This is a genomic window from Candidatus Sodalis pierantonius str. SOPE (genome assembly GCF_000517405.1).
Classification (GTDB): Bacteria; Pseudomonadota; Gammaproteobacteria; order Enterobacterales; family Enterobacteriaceae; genus Sodalis_C; species Sodalis_C pierantonii.
The window spans coordinates 2,156,678-2,176,526 of sequence record NZ_CP006568.1 but is presented as its reverse complement, the minus strand read 5'-3'; the positions used below and the strand labels follow the sequence as shown (position 1 = coordinate 2,176,526).

General features: G+C 60.8%; 15 protein-coding genes and 1 pseudogene. 15 read left to right on the top strand and 1 reads right to left on the bottom strand.

Going from position 1 to position 19,849, the window contains the following annotated elements; all coding sequences use genetic code 11:
* Positions 1-12 precede the first annotated feature (12 nt).
* The 12 genes from SOPEG_RS11075 to lpxC all read left to right on the top strand — a co-directional run bounded on the left by SOPEG_RS11075 (position 13) and on the right by lpxC (position 15,226).
* Entirely contained in the window at positions 13-1,758 is a 1,746-nt protein-coding gene (locus SOPEG_RS11075; protein ID WP_038468634.1) for a peptidoglycan glycosyltransferase FtsI, read from the top strand.
* 13 nt (positions 1,759-1,771) lie between these two features.
* On the top strand, positions 1,772-3,253 hold the full coding sequence (murE, locus tag SOPEG_RS11070) for a UDP-N-acetylmuramoyl-L-alanyl-D-glutamate--2,6-diaminopimelate ligase (protein ID WP_025245385.1): 1,482 nt from the start codon (positions 1,772-1,774) through the stop codon (positions 3,251-3,253).
* A 4-nt stretch (positions 3,254-3,257) separates the two neighbouring features.
* Positions 3,258-4,625 (top strand): UDP-N-acetylmuramoyl-tripeptide--D-alanyl-D-alanine ligase, encoded by a 1,368-nt coding sequence (murF, locus tag SOPEG_RS11065; RefSeq protein ID WP_025245384.1) that lies wholly within the window; start codon positions 3,258-3,260, stop codon positions 4,623-4,625.
* Positions 4,619-5,701 carry a phospho-N-acetylmuramoyl-pentapeptide-transferase gene (gene mraY, locus SOPEG_RS11060; protein WP_025245383.1) on the top strand — a complete coding sequence of 361 codons (1,083 nt, stop codon included), beginning with the start codon at positions 4,619-4,621 and terminating at the stop codon, positions 5,699-5,701. Before murF ends, mraY begins: the two co-directional genes overlap by 7 nt.
* A gap of 2 nt (positions 5,702-5,703) precedes the next feature.
* Positions 5,704-7,020 carry a UDP-N-acetylmuramoyl-L-alanine--D-glutamate ligase gene (gene murD, locus SOPEG_RS11055; protein WP_025245382.1) on the top strand — a complete coding sequence of 439 codons (1,317 nt, stop codon included), beginning with the start codon at positions 5,704-5,706 and terminating at the stop codon, positions 7,018-7,020.
* A complete protein-coding gene (gene ftsW / locus SOPEG_RS11050; RefSeq protein WP_025245381.1) occupies positions 7,020-8,222 on the top strand; it encodes a cell division protein FtsW in 1,203 nt (400 codons plus the stop codon). The genes murD and ftsW overlap by 1 nt, the downstream gene beginning before the upstream one ends.
* Positions 8,219-9,286 (top strand): undecaprenyldiphospho-muramoylpentapeptide beta-N-acetylglucosaminyltransferase, encoded by a 1,068-nt coding sequence (gene murG, locus SOPEG_RS11045; protein WP_025245380.1) that lies wholly within the window; start codon positions 8,219-8,221, stop codon positions 9,284-9,286. Before ftsW ends, murG begins: the two co-directional genes overlap by 4 nt.
* 64 nt (positions 9,287-9,350) lie before the next feature.
* The gene (gene murC, locus SOPEG_RS11040) at positions 9,351-10,823 is read left to right on the top strand and encodes a UDP-N-acetylmuramate--L-alanine ligase (protein WP_025245379.1); all 1,473 of its coding nucleotides are present in this window, start codon (positions 9,351-9,353) and stop codon (positions 10,821-10,823) included.
* A gap of 56 nt (positions 10,824-10,879) precedes the next feature.
* Positions 10,880-11,716, top strand: a complete 837-nt coding sequence (ftsQ, locus tag SOPEG_RS11035) for a cell division protein FtsQ (RefSeq protein WP_025245378.1) — start codon at positions 10,880-10,882, stop codon at positions 11,714-11,716.
* The gene (ftsA, locus tag SOPEG_RS11030; protein ID WP_025245377.1) at positions 11,713-12,969 is read left to right on the top strand and encodes a cell division protein FtsA; all 1,257 of its coding nucleotides are present in this window, start codon (positions 11,713-11,715) and stop codon (positions 12,967-12,969) included. Before ftsQ ends, ftsA begins: the two co-directional genes overlap by 4 nt.
* A gap of 72 nt (positions 12,970-13,041) precedes the next feature.
* Positions 13,042-14,202, top strand: a complete 1,161-nt coding sequence (ftsZ, locus tag SOPEG_RS11025; protein ID WP_025245376.1) for a cell division protein FtsZ — start codon at positions 13,042-13,044, stop codon at positions 14,200-14,202.
* Between the two features lie 106 nt (positions 14,203-14,308).
* Entirely contained in the window at positions 14,309-15,226 is a 918-nt protein-coding gene (lpxC, locus tag SOPEG_RS11020; protein WP_025245375.1) for a UDP-3-O-acyl-N-acetylglucosamine deacetylase, read from the top strand.
* A 76-nt stretch (positions 15,227-15,302) separates the two neighbouring features.
* Here lpxC and SOPEG_RS11015 read toward each other — a convergent pair whose 3' ends face one another.
* Positions 15,303-15,830 carry a DUF721 domain-containing protein gene (locus tag SOPEG_RS11015; RefSeq protein WP_025245374.1) on the bottom strand — a complete coding sequence of 176 codons (528 nt, stop codon included), beginning with the start codon at positions 15,828-15,830 and terminating at the stop codon, positions 15,303-15,305.
* 32 nt (positions 15,831-15,862) lie between these two features.
* Between SOPEG_RS11015 and secM the strand changes: the two are divergent.
* The 3 genes and pseudogenes from secM (at position 15,863) to mutT (ending at position 19,670) form a co-directional block, all read left to right on the top strand.
* Positions 15,863-16,366 (top strand): annotated as a pseudogene (secM, locus tag SOPEG_RS11010) (secA translation cis-regulator SecM).
* 76 nt (positions 16,367-16,442) lie between these two features.
* Complete coding sequence (gene secA / locus SOPEG_RS11005; RefSeq protein WP_025245373.1) at positions 16,443-19,151, top strand: preprotein translocase subunit SecA; 2,709 nt, start codon at positions 16,443-16,445, stop codon at positions 19,149-19,151.
* 129 nt (positions 19,152-19,280) lie between these two features.
* Entirely contained in the window at positions 19,281-19,670 is a 390-nt protein-coding gene (mutT, locus tag SOPEG_RS11000; protein ID WP_025245372.1) for an 8-oxo-dGTP diphosphatase MutT, read from the top strand.
* The last annotated feature ends 179 nt before the right edge of the window (positions 19,671-19,849 follow it).

Sequence of the window (19,849 nt, the reverse complement as noted above, 5' to 3'; positions counted from 1 at the left end):
CGCTAACGATACATGAAAGCCGCAGCACGCACGATGAAACTGAAACGCCAGGAGAATCAGACCAGCTTTGTCAGCTGGCGTTTCGCCTTGCTGTGCGGTTGCATCCTGCTGGCGCTGGTGGGGTTGATGCTGCGGGTGGCCTATTTGCAGGTCATCAATCCTGACAAACTGGTGCGTGAAGGAGATATGCGCTCGCTGCGCGTGCAGCAAGTCCCCACCGCGCGCGGCATGATAAGCGACCGCGCCGGCCGTCCCCTGGCGGTAAGCGTGCCGGTCAACGCCATCTGGGCCGATCCGAAAGAGCTCAACGATCATGGCGGTATTAGCGCCGACAGCCGCTGGAAAGCGCTGTCCGATGCGCTTTCCATTCCCCTCGATCAGCTCTCCTCACGCATCAACGCCAATCCCAAAGGGCGTTTTGTCTATTTGGCGCGCCAGGTTAATCCTGCTATCGGCGATTACATCCATAAACTTAAACTTCCCGGTATTTATCTGCGTCAGGAGTCACGGCGCTATTACCCCGCCGGTCAGGTAACCGCGCATCTTATCGGCGTGACCAATATCGATAGCCAGGGCATTGAAGGCATCGAAAAAAGCTTCGACCGCTGGCTGACCGGCCAGCCCGGCGAGCGTACGGTGCGTAAAGACCGGTTCGGCCGGGTCATCGAGGATATCTCCTCGGTGGACAGTCAGGCGGCGCACAACTTGGCGCTGAGTATCGACGAACGGCTGCAGGCGCTGGTGTATCGCGAGCTGAATAACGCCGTGGCGTTCAATAAGGCCGAATCGGGTACGGTGGTTCTGGTGGATGTCAACACCGGCGAAGTGCTGGCCATGGCCAACAGCCCCTCCTACAACCCCAATAATTTGACCGGCACCACCATGGACGTGATGCGCAACCGCGCCATCATCGATATTTTCGAGCCGGGTTCGACGGTCAAGCCGATGGTGGTGATGACCGCGCTGCAGCGCGGCGTGGTGCGGGAAAACAGCGTACTCAATACGCTGCCCTACATGATTAGCGGCCACCAAATCAAGGATGTGGCGCGCTATGCCGAATTAACCGTGACAGGTATTTTGCAGAAATCGAGTAACGTCGGTGTGTCTAAGCTGGCGTTAGCGATGCCGTCCTCGGCGCTGGTAGAAACTTACTCGCGCTTTGGATTGGGTAAGGCGACCAATTTGGGGCTGGTCGGAGAAAGCAGTGGCTTATATCCCCATAAACAACGGTGGTCCGACATGGAGAGGGCCGCCTTCTCTTACGGCTACGGGCTAATGGTAACGCCGTTACAATTAGCGCGGGTCTACGCCACGATCGGCGGTATGGGCATTTTACGCCCGCTTTCCATTACCCGGGTCGATCCCCCGGTGGCGGGAGAGCGGGTGTTTCCCGAATCGCTGGTGCGTACCGTGGTACACATGATGGAAAGCGTGGCGCTGCCGGGTGGCGGCGGTACCAAAGCCGCGATCAAGGGCTATCGCATCGCCATCAAGACCGGTACCGCCAAAAAGGTCGGGCCGGACGGTAATTATATCAATAAATATATCGCCTATACCGCCGGAGTCGCGCCGGCCAGTAATCCGCGCTTTGCGCTGGTGGTGGTGATAAACGATCCGCAGGGCGGCAAATACTACGGCGGGGCGGTCTCCGCGCCGGTATTTGGCGCCATCATGGGCGGCGTACTGCGTACAATGAACATAGAGCCGGATGCGTTGCCGCAGCCCGGCGAGAAATCCGACATGGTCGTCAATAATTGAAAAGAGGCATCAGGTGACCGATCGTAATTTGCGTGAGCTGCTCGCGCCCTGGGTGCCTAACGCGCCGGGACGCGTGCTGAGGGAAATGACGCTGGACAGCCGCACCGCGACTGCGGGCGATCTGTTTGTGGCCGTCGCCGGCCATCAGACGGACGGGCGTCGCTATATTCCCCAGGCGATCGCGCAAGGCGTTGCCGCCGTCGTGGCACAAGCGGAAGGCGAAGCCGAAGAAGGTGAAATGCGTGAGCTGCACGGCGTGCCGGTCATCTATCTTCACCGGCTGCAAGAGCGGTTATCGGCGCTGGCGGGGCGCTTTTATCAGCAGCCGTCGCACGTGCTGCGCCTGATTGGCGTCACCGGCACCAACGGCAAAACCACCACCACGCATCTTTTGGCTCAATGGGCGCAGTTATTGGGCGAGACCAGTGCGGTGATAGGCACCGTCGGCAACGGCGTGCTGGGCCACATCCATCCGGCCGACAACACTACCGGCTCACCGGTCGAAGTCCAGCAGCTGCTGTCGCAGTTGCAGCGCCAGGGCGCGACCTTCGCGGCGATGGAAGTCTCGTCCCACGGCCTGGTGCAGCACCGGGTCAGCAGTCTGCATTTCGCCGCTGCGGTCTTTACCAATCTGAGCCGCGACCATTTAGATTATCACGGCGATATGGCGCAGTACGAAGCGGCCAAATGGCGGCTGTTCGGCGAGCTTGACGTCGGTCAGCGCATTATCAACGCCGATGACGCCACCGGCCGGCGCTGGCTGCACCAATTGCCGCAGGCGATCGCGGTAGCGGTCAGCGGCGCGCTGCCGCCGGAACGGCAGGGCGACTGGCTGTGTGCGGGCGAGGTACGCTATCATGCGCGCGGCGCGGATATTCCCTTCCGCTCCAGCTGGGGAGATGGGATCGTCCACAGCCAATTAATCGGGGAATTCAACGTCAGTAACCTGTTACTGGCGCTGACCACGCTGCTGGCGCTCGGCTACCCGCTGTCGGCGCTGTTTGACAGCGCCAGCCGCCTGCAATCGGTTTGCGGCCGCATGGAAGTCTTTCACGCCGAAGGCCGTCCCACGGTGCTGGTAGATTATGCCCATACCCCTGACGCACTGGAAAAGGCGCTGACGGCGGCCAGACTGCATTGCCACGGTAAACTCTGGTGTGTGTTCGGCTGCGGCGGCGATCGCGATAAAGGCAAGCGGCCACTGATGGGCGCTATCGCCGAACAGTACGCCGACCGGGTAATTATTACCGACGATAACCCGCGCGGGGAAGCGGCGCAGGACATTATCAACGACATTAAGAGCGGTCTGCTGGATGAGGGCCGCGCCCAGACGATTTCAGGCCGCGCCGAGGCGGTAACCAGCGCCATTATGCAGGCCGCGCCGGCGGATCTGGTGCTGGTGGCCGGCAAGGGCCATGAGGATTACCAAATCATCGGTCAGCAGCGGCTGGACTACTCAGACCGCACCACCGTGGCGCGGCTGCTCTGGGGGTGATGGCATGATCCCCTTTACTCTCAGCGCTATCGCACCGGTGATCAACGCCGAACGGGTGGGCGACGATCGCACTATCCTGTTTGTGGTCACCGACTCGCGGGCGCCGAGCGCGGCCGAAGGCAGTGTATTTGTCGCGCTGAAGGGCGAGCAGTTCGACGCCCATGATTTCGCCGAACAGGCGGTCGCCGCCGGCGCCGTGGCGCTGCTGGTCAATCGCCGGCTACCGCTGGACGTGCCGCAGCTGATTGTCGCCGATACCCGCCGCGCGCTGGGGCAATTGGGCGCCTGGGTGCGCCAGCAGGTGCCGGCGCGGGTGGTGGCCCTGACGGGGTCCTCCGGCAAAACCTCGGTCAAAGAGATGACCGCCGCTATCCTGCGCCAGTGCGGGCGCGTGCTGGCGACCGAGGGAAATTTCAATAACGATATCGGCGTATCGCTGACGCTGCTGCGTCTGACGCCGGAGCATGATTTCGCGGTGATTGAGCTGGGCTCCAATCATCTCGGCGAAATTGCCTGGACGACCGATCTGGTGCGGCCGGAAACCGCGCTGGTAAACAACCTTTCCGCCGCGCATCTGGCCGGGTTCGGTTCGCTGTCGGGCGTCGTGCAGGCCAAGGGTGAAATTTTCGCCGGACTGCCGGCCAACGGCCGCGGCATCCTCAATGCCGATAGCCACGACTGGCCGCACTGGCAACAGATGCTGGGCCACAAAGCGGTCTGGCGTTTTGCCGTACACGCTGCCGAAGGCGTGGATTTCTTTGCCAGCGACATCGTAAGCGATCAGCAGGGGGTGAGTTTCATCCTGCACAGCCCGCACGGGAAGTGCTCGGTGCGGCTGCCGCTGCCGGGACGGCATAATGTCGCCAATGCCTTGGCCGCCAGCGCGCTGGCGCTGTCGGTGGGCGCCGGACTACCGGCCATCGCCGCCGGCCTGGCGCAGCTCAAGGCCGTGCCGGGACGGCTGTTCCCCATCGCGCTCGGCGCCGGGCAACTGCTGCTGGACGATAGCTATAACGCCAACGTCAGCTCCATGACCGCCGCTGCGCAGTTGCTGGCGGATATGCCGGGCTACCGGGTGATGGTGGTGGGCGATATGGCGGAGTTGGGCGACGAAGCGGCCGAGTGCCATCGGCAGGTGGGCGAAGCTGTCGCCCTGGCCGGTATCGACAAGGTATTAAGCGTCGGCAATCTGAGCCACCTTATCGGTGAGCCTAGCGATCGGGGCGAGCATTTTCAGGACAAAGCGGCGCTCACCGCCCGTCTGGCGCAGTTGTTGTCAGAGCAGGCGGTAATGACCGTATTAGTGAAGGGTTCACGTAGTGCCGCAATGGATCAAGTGGTGCGCGCGTTACAGGAGAAAGCACCATGTTAGTCTGGCTGGCCGAACATCTGGTCCAATTTTATTCGGGGTTCAACGTCTTTTCATACCTGACGTTCCGCGCCATCGTCAGCCTGCTGACCGCGTTGTTCTTGTCGCTCTGGATGGGGCCGCGCCTTATCGCCTGGCTGCAAAAACTGCAAATCGGGCAAGTGGTACGCAATGACGGCCCGGAATCGCATTTCAGCAAGCGCGGTACACCGACCATGGGCGGGCTGATGATCCTCACGTCGATCACGATTTCGGTGCTGATGTGGGCCTATCCGTCCAATCCCTATGTGTGGTGCGTGCTGTTTGTTCTAGTGGGTTACGGCATCGTGGGTTTTATCGACGACTATCGCAAAGTGGTGCGCAAAGACACCAAGGGGCTTATCGCTCGCTGGAAGTATTTCTGGCAGTCGGTGATAGCGCTGGCGGTGGCGTTCACCATGTTCGCGGTGGGAAAAGATACGCCGGCGACCCAGCTGGTGGTGCCGTTTTTCAAAGAAATTATGCCGCAGCTGGGGCTGTGGTATGTGTTGTTGGCCTACTTCGTTATCGTCGGCACCAGCAACGCGGTCAATCTGACCGACGGTCTGGACGGCCTGGCGATTATGCCGACGGTGTTCGTCGCCGCCGGCCTGGCGCTGGTGGCGTGGGCGACCGGTAACATGAACTTCGCAGGCTACCTGCATATTCCCTACGTGCGTTTCGCCGGGGAGTTGGTAGTGGTGTGTACGGCGATCGTCGGCGCCGGTCTGGGGTTTTTGTGGTTCAACACCTACCCGGCGCAGGTCTTTATGGGCGATGTCGGCTCGCTGGCGCTGGGCGGCGCGCTCGGCACTATCGCCGTGCTGCTGCGCCAGGAATTTTTACTGCTGATTATGGGCGGGGTGTTCGTGGTGGAAACCCTGTCGGTGATTTTACAGGTGGGGTCGTTCAAATTGCGCGGTCAGCGCATTTTCCGTATGGCGCCCATTCATCACCATTATGAATTGAAGGGCTGGCCGGAGCCGCGCGTTATTGTGCGCTTCTGGATAATTTCGCTGATGCTGGTCCTTATCGGGCTGGCGACGCTGAAGGTGCGGTAATCATGACGGACTATCGGGGCGAACAAGTGGTCATCATCGGGCTGGGGCTTACCGGCCTTTCCTGCGTTGACTTCTTTCGCCGCCGCGGCGTGACGCCGCGGGTGATGGACACCCGATTTACGCCATCGGGTCTGGAGAAGCTGTCGGCCGATGTTCCGTGCCACCTGGGATCGTTGAACGAGGCGTGGCTGCTCGACGCCACGCTAATCGTCGCCAGCCCCGGCATCCCGCTGTCGCATCCTGCGTTGTCCGCGGCGGCGGCGGCCGGCATCGCTATTGTCGGCGATATTGAGCTGTTTGCGCGCCAGGCGCAGGCGCCGGTGGTAGCGATAACCGGCTCCAACGGCAAAAGCACCGTCACCCGCATGGTGGGCGAAATGGCCGCTGGCGCCGGCTGGCAGGTGGGCGTCGGCGGTAATATCGGCCTGCCGGCGCTGATGTTGCTGGAAGCGCCCCGCCAGTTGTATGTGCTGGAGCTGTCGAGTTTCCAACTGGAAACCACCCACAGCCTGAAAGCGGCGGCGGCGACCGTGCTCAATATCAGCGAAGATCATATGAACCGTTATCCGCTTGGCCTGCAACAGTATCGGGCGGTCAAACTGGAAATTTATCACAATGCCGCGGTGTGCGTGGTCAACGCCGACGATGCGCTCACTCTGCCGGAACGCGGACATGACGCGTGCTGCGTCAGCTTCGGCGTTGAGTGCGGCGATTATTATCTTAGCCAGCGCGCGGGCAACACCTGGTTAATGGCGCGCGGCGAACCGCTGTTGGATTGCGCCGAAATGACCGTCGGCGGCCGCCATAATTACACTAATGCCCTGGCGGCGTTGGCGCTGGCGGACGCCATTGGTCTTCCGCGGGCGGCCAGCCTGGCGGCGCTGCGGCAGTTTCGCGGTCTGGCGCATCGCTTTGAGCTGGTGCATGACCGCCACGGTGTACTCTGGATTAACGACTCCAAAGCCACCAACGTGGGCAGCACGGAAGCGGCGCTGAACGGGCTGGCAGTGGCGGGTACGTTGCATTTGCTGCTGGGCGGCGATGGCAAATCCGCCGATTTCACCCCGCTTTCGCCTTTGGTGCAGGGCGACCGGGTGCAGCTGTACTGTTTCGGGCAGGACGGCGCGCAGCTGGCGTCCCTGCATCCCGACGCCGCCACCCTCACCGAGACGCTGGAGCAGGCGATGCGTATCATCGGCACGCGGGTGAGGGCAGGGGATTTGGTGCTGCTGTCGCCGGCCTGCGCCAGCCTGGACCAATTTAGCAATTTTGAAGTGCGCGGTGAGGTCTTCACGCGCCTGGCGTGGGAGGTGGGCTGATGCGCATTCCCGGTTTAGGATTGATTCCCCGCCTGAAGGCGTGGGTGATGGGGGCGCGCGAGCCGGAAGCGCCGACCCATGTGCTGTATGACCGCACGTTGCTGTGGCTGACGCTGGGGCTGGCCGGTATCGGTTTTGTGATGGTGACCTCGGCGTCGATGCCCATCGGGGTGCGCCTGTCGGACGACCCGTTCTATTTCGCCAAGCGCGATGCCTTCTACCTCGGTCTGGCGTTTGTGCTGTCGCTGGCAACGCTTAGGATCCCGATGGCGGTCTGGCAGCGCTACAGTTCAGTAATGTTGCTTATCACCCTGGTGATGCTGCTGGTGGTGCTGGTGGTTGGCAGTTCGGTTAACGGTGCGTCGCGTTGGATTGCGCTCGGTCCGCTGCGTATCCAGCCGGCGGAATTGTCAAAGCTGGCGCTGTTTTGCTATCTGGCCAGTTATCTGGTGCGCAAGGTGGAGGAAGTGCGTACTAACTTCTGGGGGTTTTGCAAACCCATGGGCGTGATGGTGCTGCTGGCGGTACTGCTGCTGGCGCAGCCCGACCTCGGGACCGTGGTGGTGCTGTTTGTCACCACCCTGGCGATGCTGTTCCTGGCCGGCGCCAAACTGTGGCAATTTTTATCGATTATCGGTTCGGGCATTTTCGCGGTGGTGCTGCTGATTATCGCCGAGCCGTACCGTATGCGGCGCGTGACCTCGTTCTGGAACCCGTGGGATGATCCTTTCGGCAGCGGGTACCAGCTTACTCAATCGCTGATGGCCTTTGGCCGCGGCGAGTTTTGGGGGCAGGGTCTGGGCAATTCGATACAGAAACTGGAGTATTTGCCGGAAGCCCATACCGACTTTATTTTCGCCATTTTGGGGGAAGAACTGGGTTATTTCGGCGTGGTGCTGGCGCTGCTGATGGTCTTTTTAGTCGCGTTCCGTGCGATGTCCATCGGCCGCAAAGCGCTGGAAATCGACCGGCGCTTTTCCGGTTTCCTGGCCTGCTCCATCGGTATCTGGTTCAGCTTCCAGGCGCTGGTCAACGTGGGTGCCGCCGCCGGCATGCTGCCCACAAAAGGGCTGACGCTGCCGTTAATCAGCTACGGCGGCTCCAGCCTGCTGATTATGTCGACGGCGATTGTACTGCTGCTGAGAGTGGATTTTGAGACGCGCCTGGCCAAGGCGCAGGCGTTTGCTAGGGGACCGCGATGATGGAAAAGACCAGGCGGCTGATGGTGATGGCGGGCGGTACCGGTGGACATGTGTTCCCGGGGCTGGCGGTTGCCCATCACCTGATGGCGCAGGGCTGGCAGGTTCGCTGGCTCGGCACCGCCGATCGCATGGAGGCCAGTTTGGTGCCGCAGCACGGAATCGACATCGATTTTATTCGCATCAGCGGCCTGCGCGGCAAGGGTATGAAAGCGCAGCTGATGGCGCCGGTGCGCATCTGGCTCGCCTGGCGTCAGGCGCGGCGCATCATGCGCGCTTGGCGGCCGGATGTGGTACTGGGGATGGGCGGCTATGTCTCCGGACCCGGCGGTCTGGCGGCCTGGAGCTGCGGCATTCCGGTCGTGCTGCATGAGCAGAACGGCATCGCCGGCCTGACTAATCGCGGTCTGGCGAAAATCGCCCGCAAAGTGCTGCAAGCGTTTCCTGGCGCGTTCCCCCATGCCGATGTGGTGGGCAATCCGGTACGCGATGCGGTACTGGCGCTGCCGGCGCCCGACGTGCGCTTTCTCGAACGCACCGGCCCGATTCGGGTCTTAGTGATCGGCGGCAGCCAAGGCGCGCGGGTGCTGAATCAGACCATGCCGGCGGTCGCCGCCCGCTTGGCGGGCACCTTGACCCTGTGGCATCAGGTGGGCAAAGGGGCGCTGGAGGAGGTCAACCGGGCCTACGCGGCGGCCGGCGAGACGCAGCACCTGGTGGTGGAGTTTATCGACGATATGGCCGCCGCCTACGCTTGGGCGGATGTGGTGGTATGTCGCGCCGGCGCGCTGACGGTGAGCGAAATCGCCGCCGCCGGTCTGCCGGCGCTGTTTGTGCCGTTTATGCACAAAGATTGTCAGCAGTATTGGAACGCGCGGCCGCTGGAGCAGGCGGGCGCGGCGAAAATCATCGAACAGCCGGCCTTTACCGCCGAGCGGATCAGCGACGTGCTGGCAGGCTGGGATCGGCCGATGCTGCTGAGTATGGCGCAGCGCGCCAGGGCGGCGGCTATTCCCGACGCGACGGAGCGGGTGGCGCGGGAAGTGGCGGCGGCGGCGGGTGTCTAAGCCGCGCGCCGACAAGACCGGACGGGCCGTCCAGAGCGTTTTTTTTGACTTAAGCGATAATACTGTGACTACACAACAACTGGCTAAACTGCGAACTTTTGTCCCCGAGATGCGCCGCGTCAGGCAAATCTATTTTGTCGGCATCGGCGGTGCCGGCATGGGCGGTATCGCGGAAGTGCTGGCAAACGAGGGCTATCAAATCAGCGGTTCCGATCTGGCGCCGAGCGCGGTGACGCAGCAACTGACCGACCTGGGCGCGCAGATCTATTTTAACCACCGCCCGGAAAACATCAGCGACGCCAGCGTGGTGGTGGTGTCGAGCGCTATCGCCCCCGATAACCCGGAGATTGTGGCGGCCAAAGAGGCGCGTATTCCGGTGATTCAGCGCGCGGAAATGTTAGCGGAGTTGATGCGTTTTCGTCACGGTATCGCCATCGCCGGCACCCACGGCAAAACCACCACAACCGCGATGGTGGCCAGTATTTACGCCGAGGCCGGTCTGGATCCGACCTTTGTTAACGGCGGCCTGGTGAAAGCCGCCGGCGTACATGCCCGCCTGGGCTGTAGCCGTTACCTGATTGCCGAGGCCGACGAAAGCGACGCCTCCTTCCTGCATTTGCAGCCGATGGTGGCGATTATCACCAATATCGAAGCCGACCATATGGATACTTACCAGGGCGACTTTGAGAATTTGAAGCAGACATTCATCAACTTTCTGCACAATTTGCCGTTTTACGGCCGCGCGGTGATGTGTATCGACGATCCGGTGATCCGCGAACTGCTGCCCCGCGTTGGGCGACAGATTACCACCTACGGTTTTAGCGACGATGCCGATTTGCGCATTACCGATTACCGTCAGGACGGCGCGCGCGGCAGTTTTACCCTCACTCGGCAGGATAAGCCCGATTTGCGCGTGGAGCTCAATGCGCCGGGCCGGCACAACGCGCTGAATGCGGTGGCGGCGATTGCGGTGGCGACCGAAGAGGGCATCAATGACGAGAGTATTTTGCAGGCGATGCTGCAATTTCAAGGGACGGGCCGCCGCTTTGACGATTTGGGCAGCTATGATTTGACCCACGTCAACGGTAAAACGGGTGAGGTCATGCTGGTTGACGATTACGGTCATCACCCGACCGAAGTGGATGCCACCATCAAAGTGGCGCGGGCGGGCTGGCCGGACAAACGGCTGGTAATGGTGTTTCAGCCGCACCGTTACACCCGCACGCGGGATTTGTACGACGACTTTGCCAACGTATTGTCCGGTGTGGATGTGCTGTTGATGCTGGATGTGTATCCCGCCGGCGAAGCGCCGATCCCCGGCGCCGACAGCCGTTCCCTGTGCCGCACCATACGCGGGCGTGGCAAGGTGGACCCGATTTTGGTGCCGGATATGGATGCGCTGCCGGCGACGCTGGCGCAGGCCTTGGAGGATAACGATTTGGTGCTGATGCAGGGTGCTGGCACGGTGGGCAAAATCGCCCGTAAACTGGCCGATAGCAGGCTGCAGCCGCAGCCGGGCGAGGGACGTCATGGTTAAACGGCCAGGCCGGTGCCGGCATGCGCCGACGGTCGTCGCGGCGGGAGCGGCCTGACATGTCGCAGGCGGCGATAAACGTACGCAACCGTGAGACGGAGAGGGCCGCTGCGGGACGCAGCAACGGCGGCCAGCTCGCGGGATTGATCTTCCTGTTGATGGTGCTTAGCACCATCGTCTGGGGAGGCTGGATGGTTGTGGGCTGGATGAAAGACCCCCATCGTTTACCGCTGTCCCGGCTGGTGGTGACCGGCGAGCGTCATTACACCACCAATGACGATATTCGCCAGGCGATTCTGGCGCAGGGAGCGCCGGGTACTTTTATGACGCAGGACGTCAACGTCATCCAGCAGCAGATAGAGCGCATGCCGTGGATTAAGCAGGTGAGCGTGCGTAAACAGTGGTCGGACGAGTTGAAAATCCACGTGGTGGAATATGTGCCGGTGGCGGGCTGGAATGATTTACATCTGCTGGACGGCAGCGGCAAGGTGTTCAGCGCGCCGGCGGAGCGCATCGGCAATCAGCCCATGCCGATGCTCTATGGCCCGGAAGGCAGCGAGCAAGACGTCTTGACCGGCTACCGCACTATGAATGAGGTGCTGACGGCCGCCAAGTTTCAGCTCAAGGCGGTCAGCATGAGCGCCCGCCATTCATGGCAGTTAACGCTAAAGGACGATACTCGGCTGGAGCTGGGCCGGGACGACAGAGCCAGGCGCCTGCAGCGCTTTATCGGGATTTATCCGGTTCTGCTCCAGCAGGCCCGGAACGATAATAAGCACATAAGTTACGTGGACCTGCGCTATGACTCGGGCCTGGCCATCGGATGGGCGGCGGCCTATATCGAGCCGGAAAACAGTAATCAGCAACAGACTCAGGCACAGGCAGAACAACAATGATCAAGACGACGGACAGAAAACTGGTAGTAGGACTGGAGATCGGCACGGCCAAGGTGGCCGCGCTGGTAGGGGAGGTGCTGCCCGATGGTATGGTGAATATCATCGGTGTCGGCAGTTGCCCGTCGCGCGGCATGGACAAAGGTGGCGTTAACGATTTGGAATCGGTGGTGAAATGCGTGCAGCGCGCCATCGATCAGGCGGAGTTGATGGCGGACTGCCAGATCTCGTCGGTGTATCTTGCCCTGTCCGGCAAACATATCAGCTGCCAGAATGAAATCGGTATGGTGCCGATTTCCGAAGAAGAAGTGACGCAGGAAGACGTCGAGAATGTGGTGCATACCGCCAAATCGGTGCGGGTGCGCGACGAGCACCGCATCTTGCACGTGATTCCGCAGGATTACGCGATTGACTATCAGGAAGGAATAAAAAACCCGGTTGGCCTGTCCGGCGTGCGGATGCAGGCCAAAGTTCACCTGATTACCTGCCATAATGATATGGCGAAGAACATTGTCAAAGCGGTTGAACGTTGCGGGCTGAAAGTTGACCAACTGATTTTCGCCGGTCTGGCATCAAGCTATGCGGTGTTGACGGAAGATGAACGCGAGCTGGGCGTGTGCGTCGTGGATATCGGCGGCGGCACCATGGACATGGCGGTCTATACCGCCGGCGCGCTGCGCCACACCAAGGTGATCCCCTATGCCGGCAACGTGGTCACCAGCGACATCGCCTATGCCTTCGGCACGCCGCCCACCGACGCCGAGGCGATCAAAGTTCGCCACGGCTGCGCACTGGGGTTGGTGGTCAGCAAGGACGAAAGCGTTGAAGTGCCGAGCGTCGGCGGACGGCCGCCGCGCAGCCTACAGCGCCAGACCCTGGCCGAGGTGATCGAGCCGCGTTATACCGAGCTGCTGAACCTGGTCAACGATGAAATTTTACAGCTACAAGAACAGCTGCGGGCGCAGGGGGTAAAGCACCATCTGGCCGCGGGCATCGTGCTGACCGGCGGCGCGGCGCAAATCGACGGTCTGGCGGCCTGTGCGCAACGGGTATTCCATACCCAGGTGCGCATCGGCCAGCCCCTGAATATCACCGGTCTGACGGATTATGCGCAGGAGCCCTATTATTCGACCGCCGTTGGGCTGCTGCATTACGGTAAAGAATCACATTTAAGCGGCGAAGTGGATGTGGAAAGACGAACGTCGGTCAGCACATGGTTTAAGCGGTTCAGCGGCTGGCTGCGCAAAGAATTTTAACGATTTTCAAGACGGAACCCGGCTGTGCAGGCGGCCGATTCCGAAGCGACAGGAACAAAACGGAGAGAAATTATGTTTGAACCTATGGAATTAACCAACGACGCGGTGATTAAAGTCATCGGCGTTGGCGGCGGCGGCGGCAACGCGGTCGAGCATATGGTGCGCGAACGCATCGAAAGCGTGGACTTCTTCGCGGTGAATACCGATGCGCAGGCATTGCGTAAGACGGCGGTGGGCCAGACTATCCAGATCGGCAGCGGTATCACCAAAGGGCTCGGGGCCGGCGCCAATCCTGAAGTCGGCCGCAACTCCGCCGAGGAGGATCGCGAAGCGCTGCGGGCCGCGCTTGAGGGCGCCGACATGGTGTTTATCGCCGCCGGCATGGGCGGGGGTACCGGCACGGGCGCCGCGCCGGTTGTCGCGGAAGTCGCCAAGGATCTGGGTATCCTGACCGTTGCCGTGGTCACCAAGCCCTTCAACTTTGAAGGCAAAAAACGCATGGCGTTCGCCGAGCAGGGCATCGCTGAACTCTCCAAGCATGTCGACTCGCTTATCACCATCCCCAATGATAAGCTGCTGAAAGTCCTGGGCCGCGGTATTTCGCTGCTGGACGCTTTCGGCGCCGCCAACGACGTACTGAAAGGCGCGGTGCAGGGTATCGCCGAGCTTATCACCCGTCCGGGCCTGATGAACGTCGACTTCGCCGACGTGCGCACCGTCATGTCGGAGATGGGTTACGCCATGATGGGGTCCGGCGTCGCCTGCGGCGAGGATCGCGCGGAAGAAGCGGCGGAAATGGCGATTTCCAGCCCGCTGCTGGAAGATATCGATCTGTCCGGCGCCCGCGGGGTACTGGTCAACATCACCGCCGGCTTCGACCTGCGTCTGGACGAATTTGAAACCGTGGGTAACACTATCCGCGCTTTCGCCTCCGACAACGCCACCGTGGTCATCGGTACCTCGCTGGATCCTGATATGAACGACGAACTGCGCGTTACCGTCGTGGCCACCGGCATCGGCATGGACAAGCGCCCGGAAATCACGCTGGTGACCAACAAGCAGAGCAGCCAGCCGGTCATGGATAACCGCTACCGCGATCACGCCGCGGGCTTGTCTTCGCTCACTCAGGAGCAGAAAACGGCGGCCAAGGCGGTCAATGAGCAAAACGCCCAGGGAAGTAAGGAACTCGACTACCTGGATATTCCGGCGTTCCTGCGTAAACAGGCGGATTAAACCGTGCCATTTTGGGAAATGCCGCTCTTTGTGCTAAACTGGCCCGCCCACTCTCCTCTATACTGGGCAGAGTAGGCGGCATGGTTAAACATTGCGAGAGAAACCGATGATCAAACAGCGGACATTAAAACGTATCATGCAGGCCACCGGTGTGGGGTTACATACAGGCAAAAAGGTCACACTGACACTACGCCCTGCACCGGCAAACACCGGGGTCATCTATCGTCGAACCGATTTGAACCCGCCGGTGGATTTCCCCGCGGACGCCCGGTCGGTGCGCGACACCATGCTGTGCACCTGCTTGGTGAACGAGCATGACGTGCGCATTTCCACCGTTGAGCACCTGAACGCGTCGCTGGCGGGGTTGGGGATCGACAACATCATCGTTGAAGTGGATGCACCTGAAATCCCGATCATGGACGGCAGCGCCAGCCCCTTCGTTTACCTGCTGCTGGATGCCGGCATTGAGGAGCTTAACTGCGCCAAAAAATTCCTGCGTCTTAAACAGGCGGTGCGCGTCGAGGATGGGGATAAATGGGCCGAGCTGGCGCCGTATAACGGCTTTACGCTCGATTTCACCATCGACTTCAAACATCCTGCGATTGATGCCAGCTCGCAACGTTATTTCCTGAACTTCTCCGCGGAGTCGTTCGTTCGCCAGATAAGCCGCGCGCGCACCTTTGGCTTCATGCGCGATATCGAGTACCTGCAATCTCGCGGCCTGGCCCTGGGCGGCAGCTTCGACTGCGCCATCGTGGTCGATGACTACCGGGTGCTGAACGAAGACGGCCTGCGCTTTGAAGATGAGTTTGTCCGCCACAAAATGCTCGACGCCATCGGCGACCTGTTTATGTGCGGCCATAACATCATTGGCGCTTTTACCGCCTTCAAATCCGGCCACGCCATGAACAACAAGCTGTTGCAGGCGGTGCTGGCGCGCCAGGAAGCTTGGGAACTGGTGACCTTCGAGGACGAGGCGGAACTGCCGCTGGCGTTCAAGGCGCCTTCCTTCGTTATGGCATGAGCGTCGTCGGCGGACGGTGGAGCAGCGCCTCACGGCGGCGTCCCGGCTTACGCCGGCAGGGTTAGCAGTTAGGCGTCTATTTCCCGCGACGGGCGGGGTTGGCACTCTCTCCGGCCAGCTCCGCCAGTCGTTCCAGCGCGTTCTTTAATTTCCCTTCGCTGCGCGCCGCCACATGACGAATAGACGCCGCGCTCTGTACGCTCAATTGCCGCGGCTTTTCCCCGAGCGGCCGGTGATGTTGCCGGCCGCTGTCGTTATTTTGCGCGTTCAATTCCTGTTTTCTCGCCAAGCCAGGGTTAATCCTGATGTCGATGGACGACAATGATGGTAGAATCTGCGCTCTTAACGCGGATAATAATTGAGGTTGTTCATAGCGTAACCGCATCTTCCAGCTGGCATTGGCGGTTTCCAGCACCATCACGCCCTGGCGGACGTTGGCAACGCGGCACCAGGGGCGCAGCGGTGCCGGCAACAGCGCGCTGACCGCGCGGTTGAGCTTAAGCAGCATGATGGCCCGCTGCTGAATCTTTGAGAGGGACACGCGGCCCGTCTCGGCGGCGTCGCCAAACAGGCTGTCGATGGGATGTGGACGACTATCGCGCATAACAACACTCCGGCGGAAGACATTATCGGGTAATGGGTATTTTAAATCGTTGGCGACAATTTGGCAGACGTTATTTCTGGTCGCATCTCCTGTGGGGGATGGTCGCGGCCGGATTTGGCGTGCCGTTATTGCCCGGCGGCGCTTAGGAGATGCTGCACCAGGCCGACAGCTGCGTCAGCCTCAGCCGGCAAAGCGTCTTCCAGGCCGGCTTCAGCCAGCTGGCGCGGCTGAAGGATGTCCCGCGTCGCCCCGCCTACGCCGTCGATTATTGGCACCAGCATGCCATACGCACCGTCATCCGTCATCTCTCCATTGCCTGGGTCCCCGCGCCGGTGCCCGAGGCCGTCGCGCCGCTGCGCGTGCAGCATCAAGTATTGCTTACCACTCTCGGCCTGTTGCTCAATCGCGAAGCGCGGCAGCCGATGCCGGTGCGCCGCCTGCGTCAAACGGGCCATGTCGTCTTCATCGACCACCGTACCGGCATCCGTCTGGCGCAGCTGCAGGGAATACGGGCCGGCCCGCGCGCGGCCGCCTGACCCTGAAGGACCGTAACTTTCCCGCAAACGACTTTTGGCCGCCGATGGACGGGGCCGTGATGAGATGTGACTGACTATGCTAGCAAAATTACTTACCAAAATTTTTGGCAGCCGTAACGATCGTACTCTGCGCCGCATGAGCACGGCGGTGGACGCCATCAACCAGATGGAACCGGCAATGGAGCAGTTGAGCGACGAACAGCTCGCGGCCAAAACCGTCGAATTCCGCGAGCGTATCGCCAAAGGGGCGACCGTCGACAGCCTGCTGCCGGAAGCCTTTGCCGTGGTGCGCGAGGCCAGCAAGCGCGTATTCGGCATGCGCCATTTCGATGTGCAATTGATGGGCGGTATGGTGCTTAACGATCGCTGTATCGCCGAAATGCGCACCGGTGAAGGGAAAACCTTGACCGCCACGCTGCCGGCTTACCTTAACGCCCTCAGCGGCAAAGGCGTCCATGTGGTCACGGTGAACGATTATCTGGCGCAGCGCGATGCGGAAAACAACCGTCCGCTGTTTGAGTTTCTGGGGCTGAGTGTCGACATCAACCTGCCGGGGCTACCGGCGCCGGCCAAGCGAGCCGCGTACGCCGCCGATATCACCTACGGCACCAACAACGAGTACGGCTTTGACTACCTGCGCGACAATATGGCGTTCAGCTCGGAGGAGCGGGTGCAGCGTAAATTACATTACGCGCTGGTGGATGAGGTGGATTCTATTCTGATCGATGAAGCCCGCACCCCCCTGATTATCTCCGGCCCGGCGGAAGACAGCTCCGATATGTATCGCCGCGTCGACAAACTGATCCCGCATTTGATCCCCCAGGACAAAGAGGATTCCGAAAGCTTTCAGGGCGAGGGCCACTTCTCGGTGGATGAGAAATCCCGCCAGGTGAACCTGACCGAACGGGGGCTGGTGCTGATTGAAGAGCTGCTGGTGAAAGCCGGTATCATGGAGGAGGGCGAATCGCTCTACTCCCCCGCCAACATCATGCTGATGCATTATGTGACCGCCGCTCTGCGCGCCCACGTGCTGTTCGCCCGCGATGTGGACTACATCGTCAAAGACGGTGAAGTTATCATCGTCGACGAACACACGGGCCGCACCATGCCGGGCCGCCGCTGGTCCGACGGGCTGCACCAGGCGGTGGAAGCGAAGGAAAACGTGGCGATTCAGAATGAAAACCAGACGCTGGCGTCCATCACTTTCCAGAACTACTTCCGCCTGTATGAGAAACTGGCCGGGATGACCGGCACCGCCGATACCGAAGCGTTTGAGTTCAGCTCCATCTATAAACTCGATACCATCGTGGTGCCCACCAACCGTCCGATGATCCGCAAAGATTTGGCCGATCTGGTCTACATGACGGAAAAGGAAAAAATCGACGCGATTATCGAGGACATCAAAACCTGCACCGAACGCGGCCAGCCGGTTCTGGTAGGGACCATCTCCATTGAAAAATCAGAGCTGGTTTCCGGCGAGCTGGAAAAAGCCGGCATCGCGCATAAAGTGCTCAACGCCAAATTCCACGCCATGGAGGCGGAGATCGTCGCCCAGGCGGGCCAGCCGGGGGCGGTGACCATCGCCACCAACATGGCCGGCCGCGGTACCGATATCGTACTGGGCGGCAGCTGGCAGGCGGAAATCGCGGCCCTGGAAGCGCCGGACGAGCAGCAGATCGTCGCTATCAAAGATGCCTGGCAGCCGCGCCATGAGGCGGTGCTTGCCGCCGGGGGCCTGCATATCATCGGCACCGAGCGTCATGAATCGCGCCGTATCGACAATCAGCTGCGCGGCCGCTCCGGCCGTCAGGGCGATGCCGGCTCATCCCGTTTTTACCTGTCGATGGAAGATGCCCTGATGCGTATTTTCGCATCAGATCGCGTCTCCGGCATGATGCGTAAATTGGGCATGAAACCGGGTGAAGCCATTGAGCACCCGTGGGTCACCAAGGCGATTGCCAATGCCCAGCGTAAGGTGGAAAGCCGCAACTTTGATATCCGTAAGCAACTGCTGGAGTATGACGACGTCGCCAACGATCAGCGCCGCGCAATCTACACCCAGCGCAACGAATTGCTCGACGTCGCGGACATTAGCGAGACCATTAAGAGCATCCGCGTGGATGTGCTGAAAACTATCCTCGATAGCTACATTCCGCCGCAATCGCTGGAAGAAATGTGGGATGTGCCCGGGCTTGAGCAGCGCTTGAAAGATGATTTTGATCTGGAGATGCCTATCGCCCAATGGTTGGACGACGAGCCGGGCCTGCACGAAGAGACCCTGCGTGAGCGCGTGCTTGAGCAGTCGTTGGTTCAATATCAGCGTAAGGAGGAGATCGTCGGCAGCGATATGATGCGCAATTTCGAGAAAGGCGTCATGTTGCAATCGCTTGATTCCCTATGGAAAGAGCATTTGGCGGCGATGGACTATTTGCGTCAGGGCATCCATCTGTGCGGCTATGCGCAAAAAGATCCGAAGCAGGAGTACAAGCGCGAATCCTTTGTGATGTTCGCCGCCATGCTGGAATCGTTGAAATATGAAGTGATCAGCACCCTTAGCAAGGCGCAGGTGCGCATGCCGGAAGAGGTAGAAGCGATGGAGCAGCAACGGCGCGAAGAGGCCGAACGTCTGGCTAGACAGCAGCAGCTAAGCCATCAGGCGCCGGTGGCGGAACTCGCCACCGGCAGCGCTTCTTCGGCGCAGGAAGGCAGCAAAGTCGGGCGCAACGATCCTTGCCCGTGCGGTTCCGGCAAGAAATTCAAACACTGCCACGGCAAATTGCAGTAAGCCGATGCCAAGCGGCCAGCAGTCGTTCGTCACGCCCGGTTCGCCGGGCGTTTTATTGAAAAGAGGTTACACTTTTTTTAAGACGCGCGGCCTAGCCGTGCGGGATAACCTTAAGGAGCGCTGACAGCTATGACGATACGAACCATCGCGGTGGGTATCATCCGTAACGCCCGGCGGGAAATATTTATCGCCCGCCGCCCGGCGGAAGTCCACATGGGCGGCTTTTGGGAGTTCCCCGGCGGCAAAGTCGAGCCGGGAGAGAATCCCGAACAGGCGCTGTATCGCGAACTGCGTGAAGAGACCGGTATTGATGTCGAGCAGGCCCATTTGCTGGCGACGACCCAGCATCACTTCGCCGAGCGGCAGCTGGCGTTTTATTTCTTTCTGGTGGAGCAGTGGCGCGGCACTCCCTGCGGCAACGAGGGAGTGCCGGTGCGTTGGTGCCCGCAGCAGGCGCTAAAGGCTGAAGAGTTTCCGCCGGCCAACGCGGCTATCATTCGCCAACTGACGGCGGATTAATCCCGCGCTATTGGCCAGCGTGCGGCAGCGCGATGCTGAGTGGTGGTCAACGGAGGGCGGACTGGCACGCTCCCTTTCTCAGCGGGCGGGGACTCGATGCGGCGCGATGTCTCGGCGGGCGGCGGTCCCTCTACGGCAAACGTGTTTATTTCTCGAAGGATTGGCGTGACGTTAGTGGT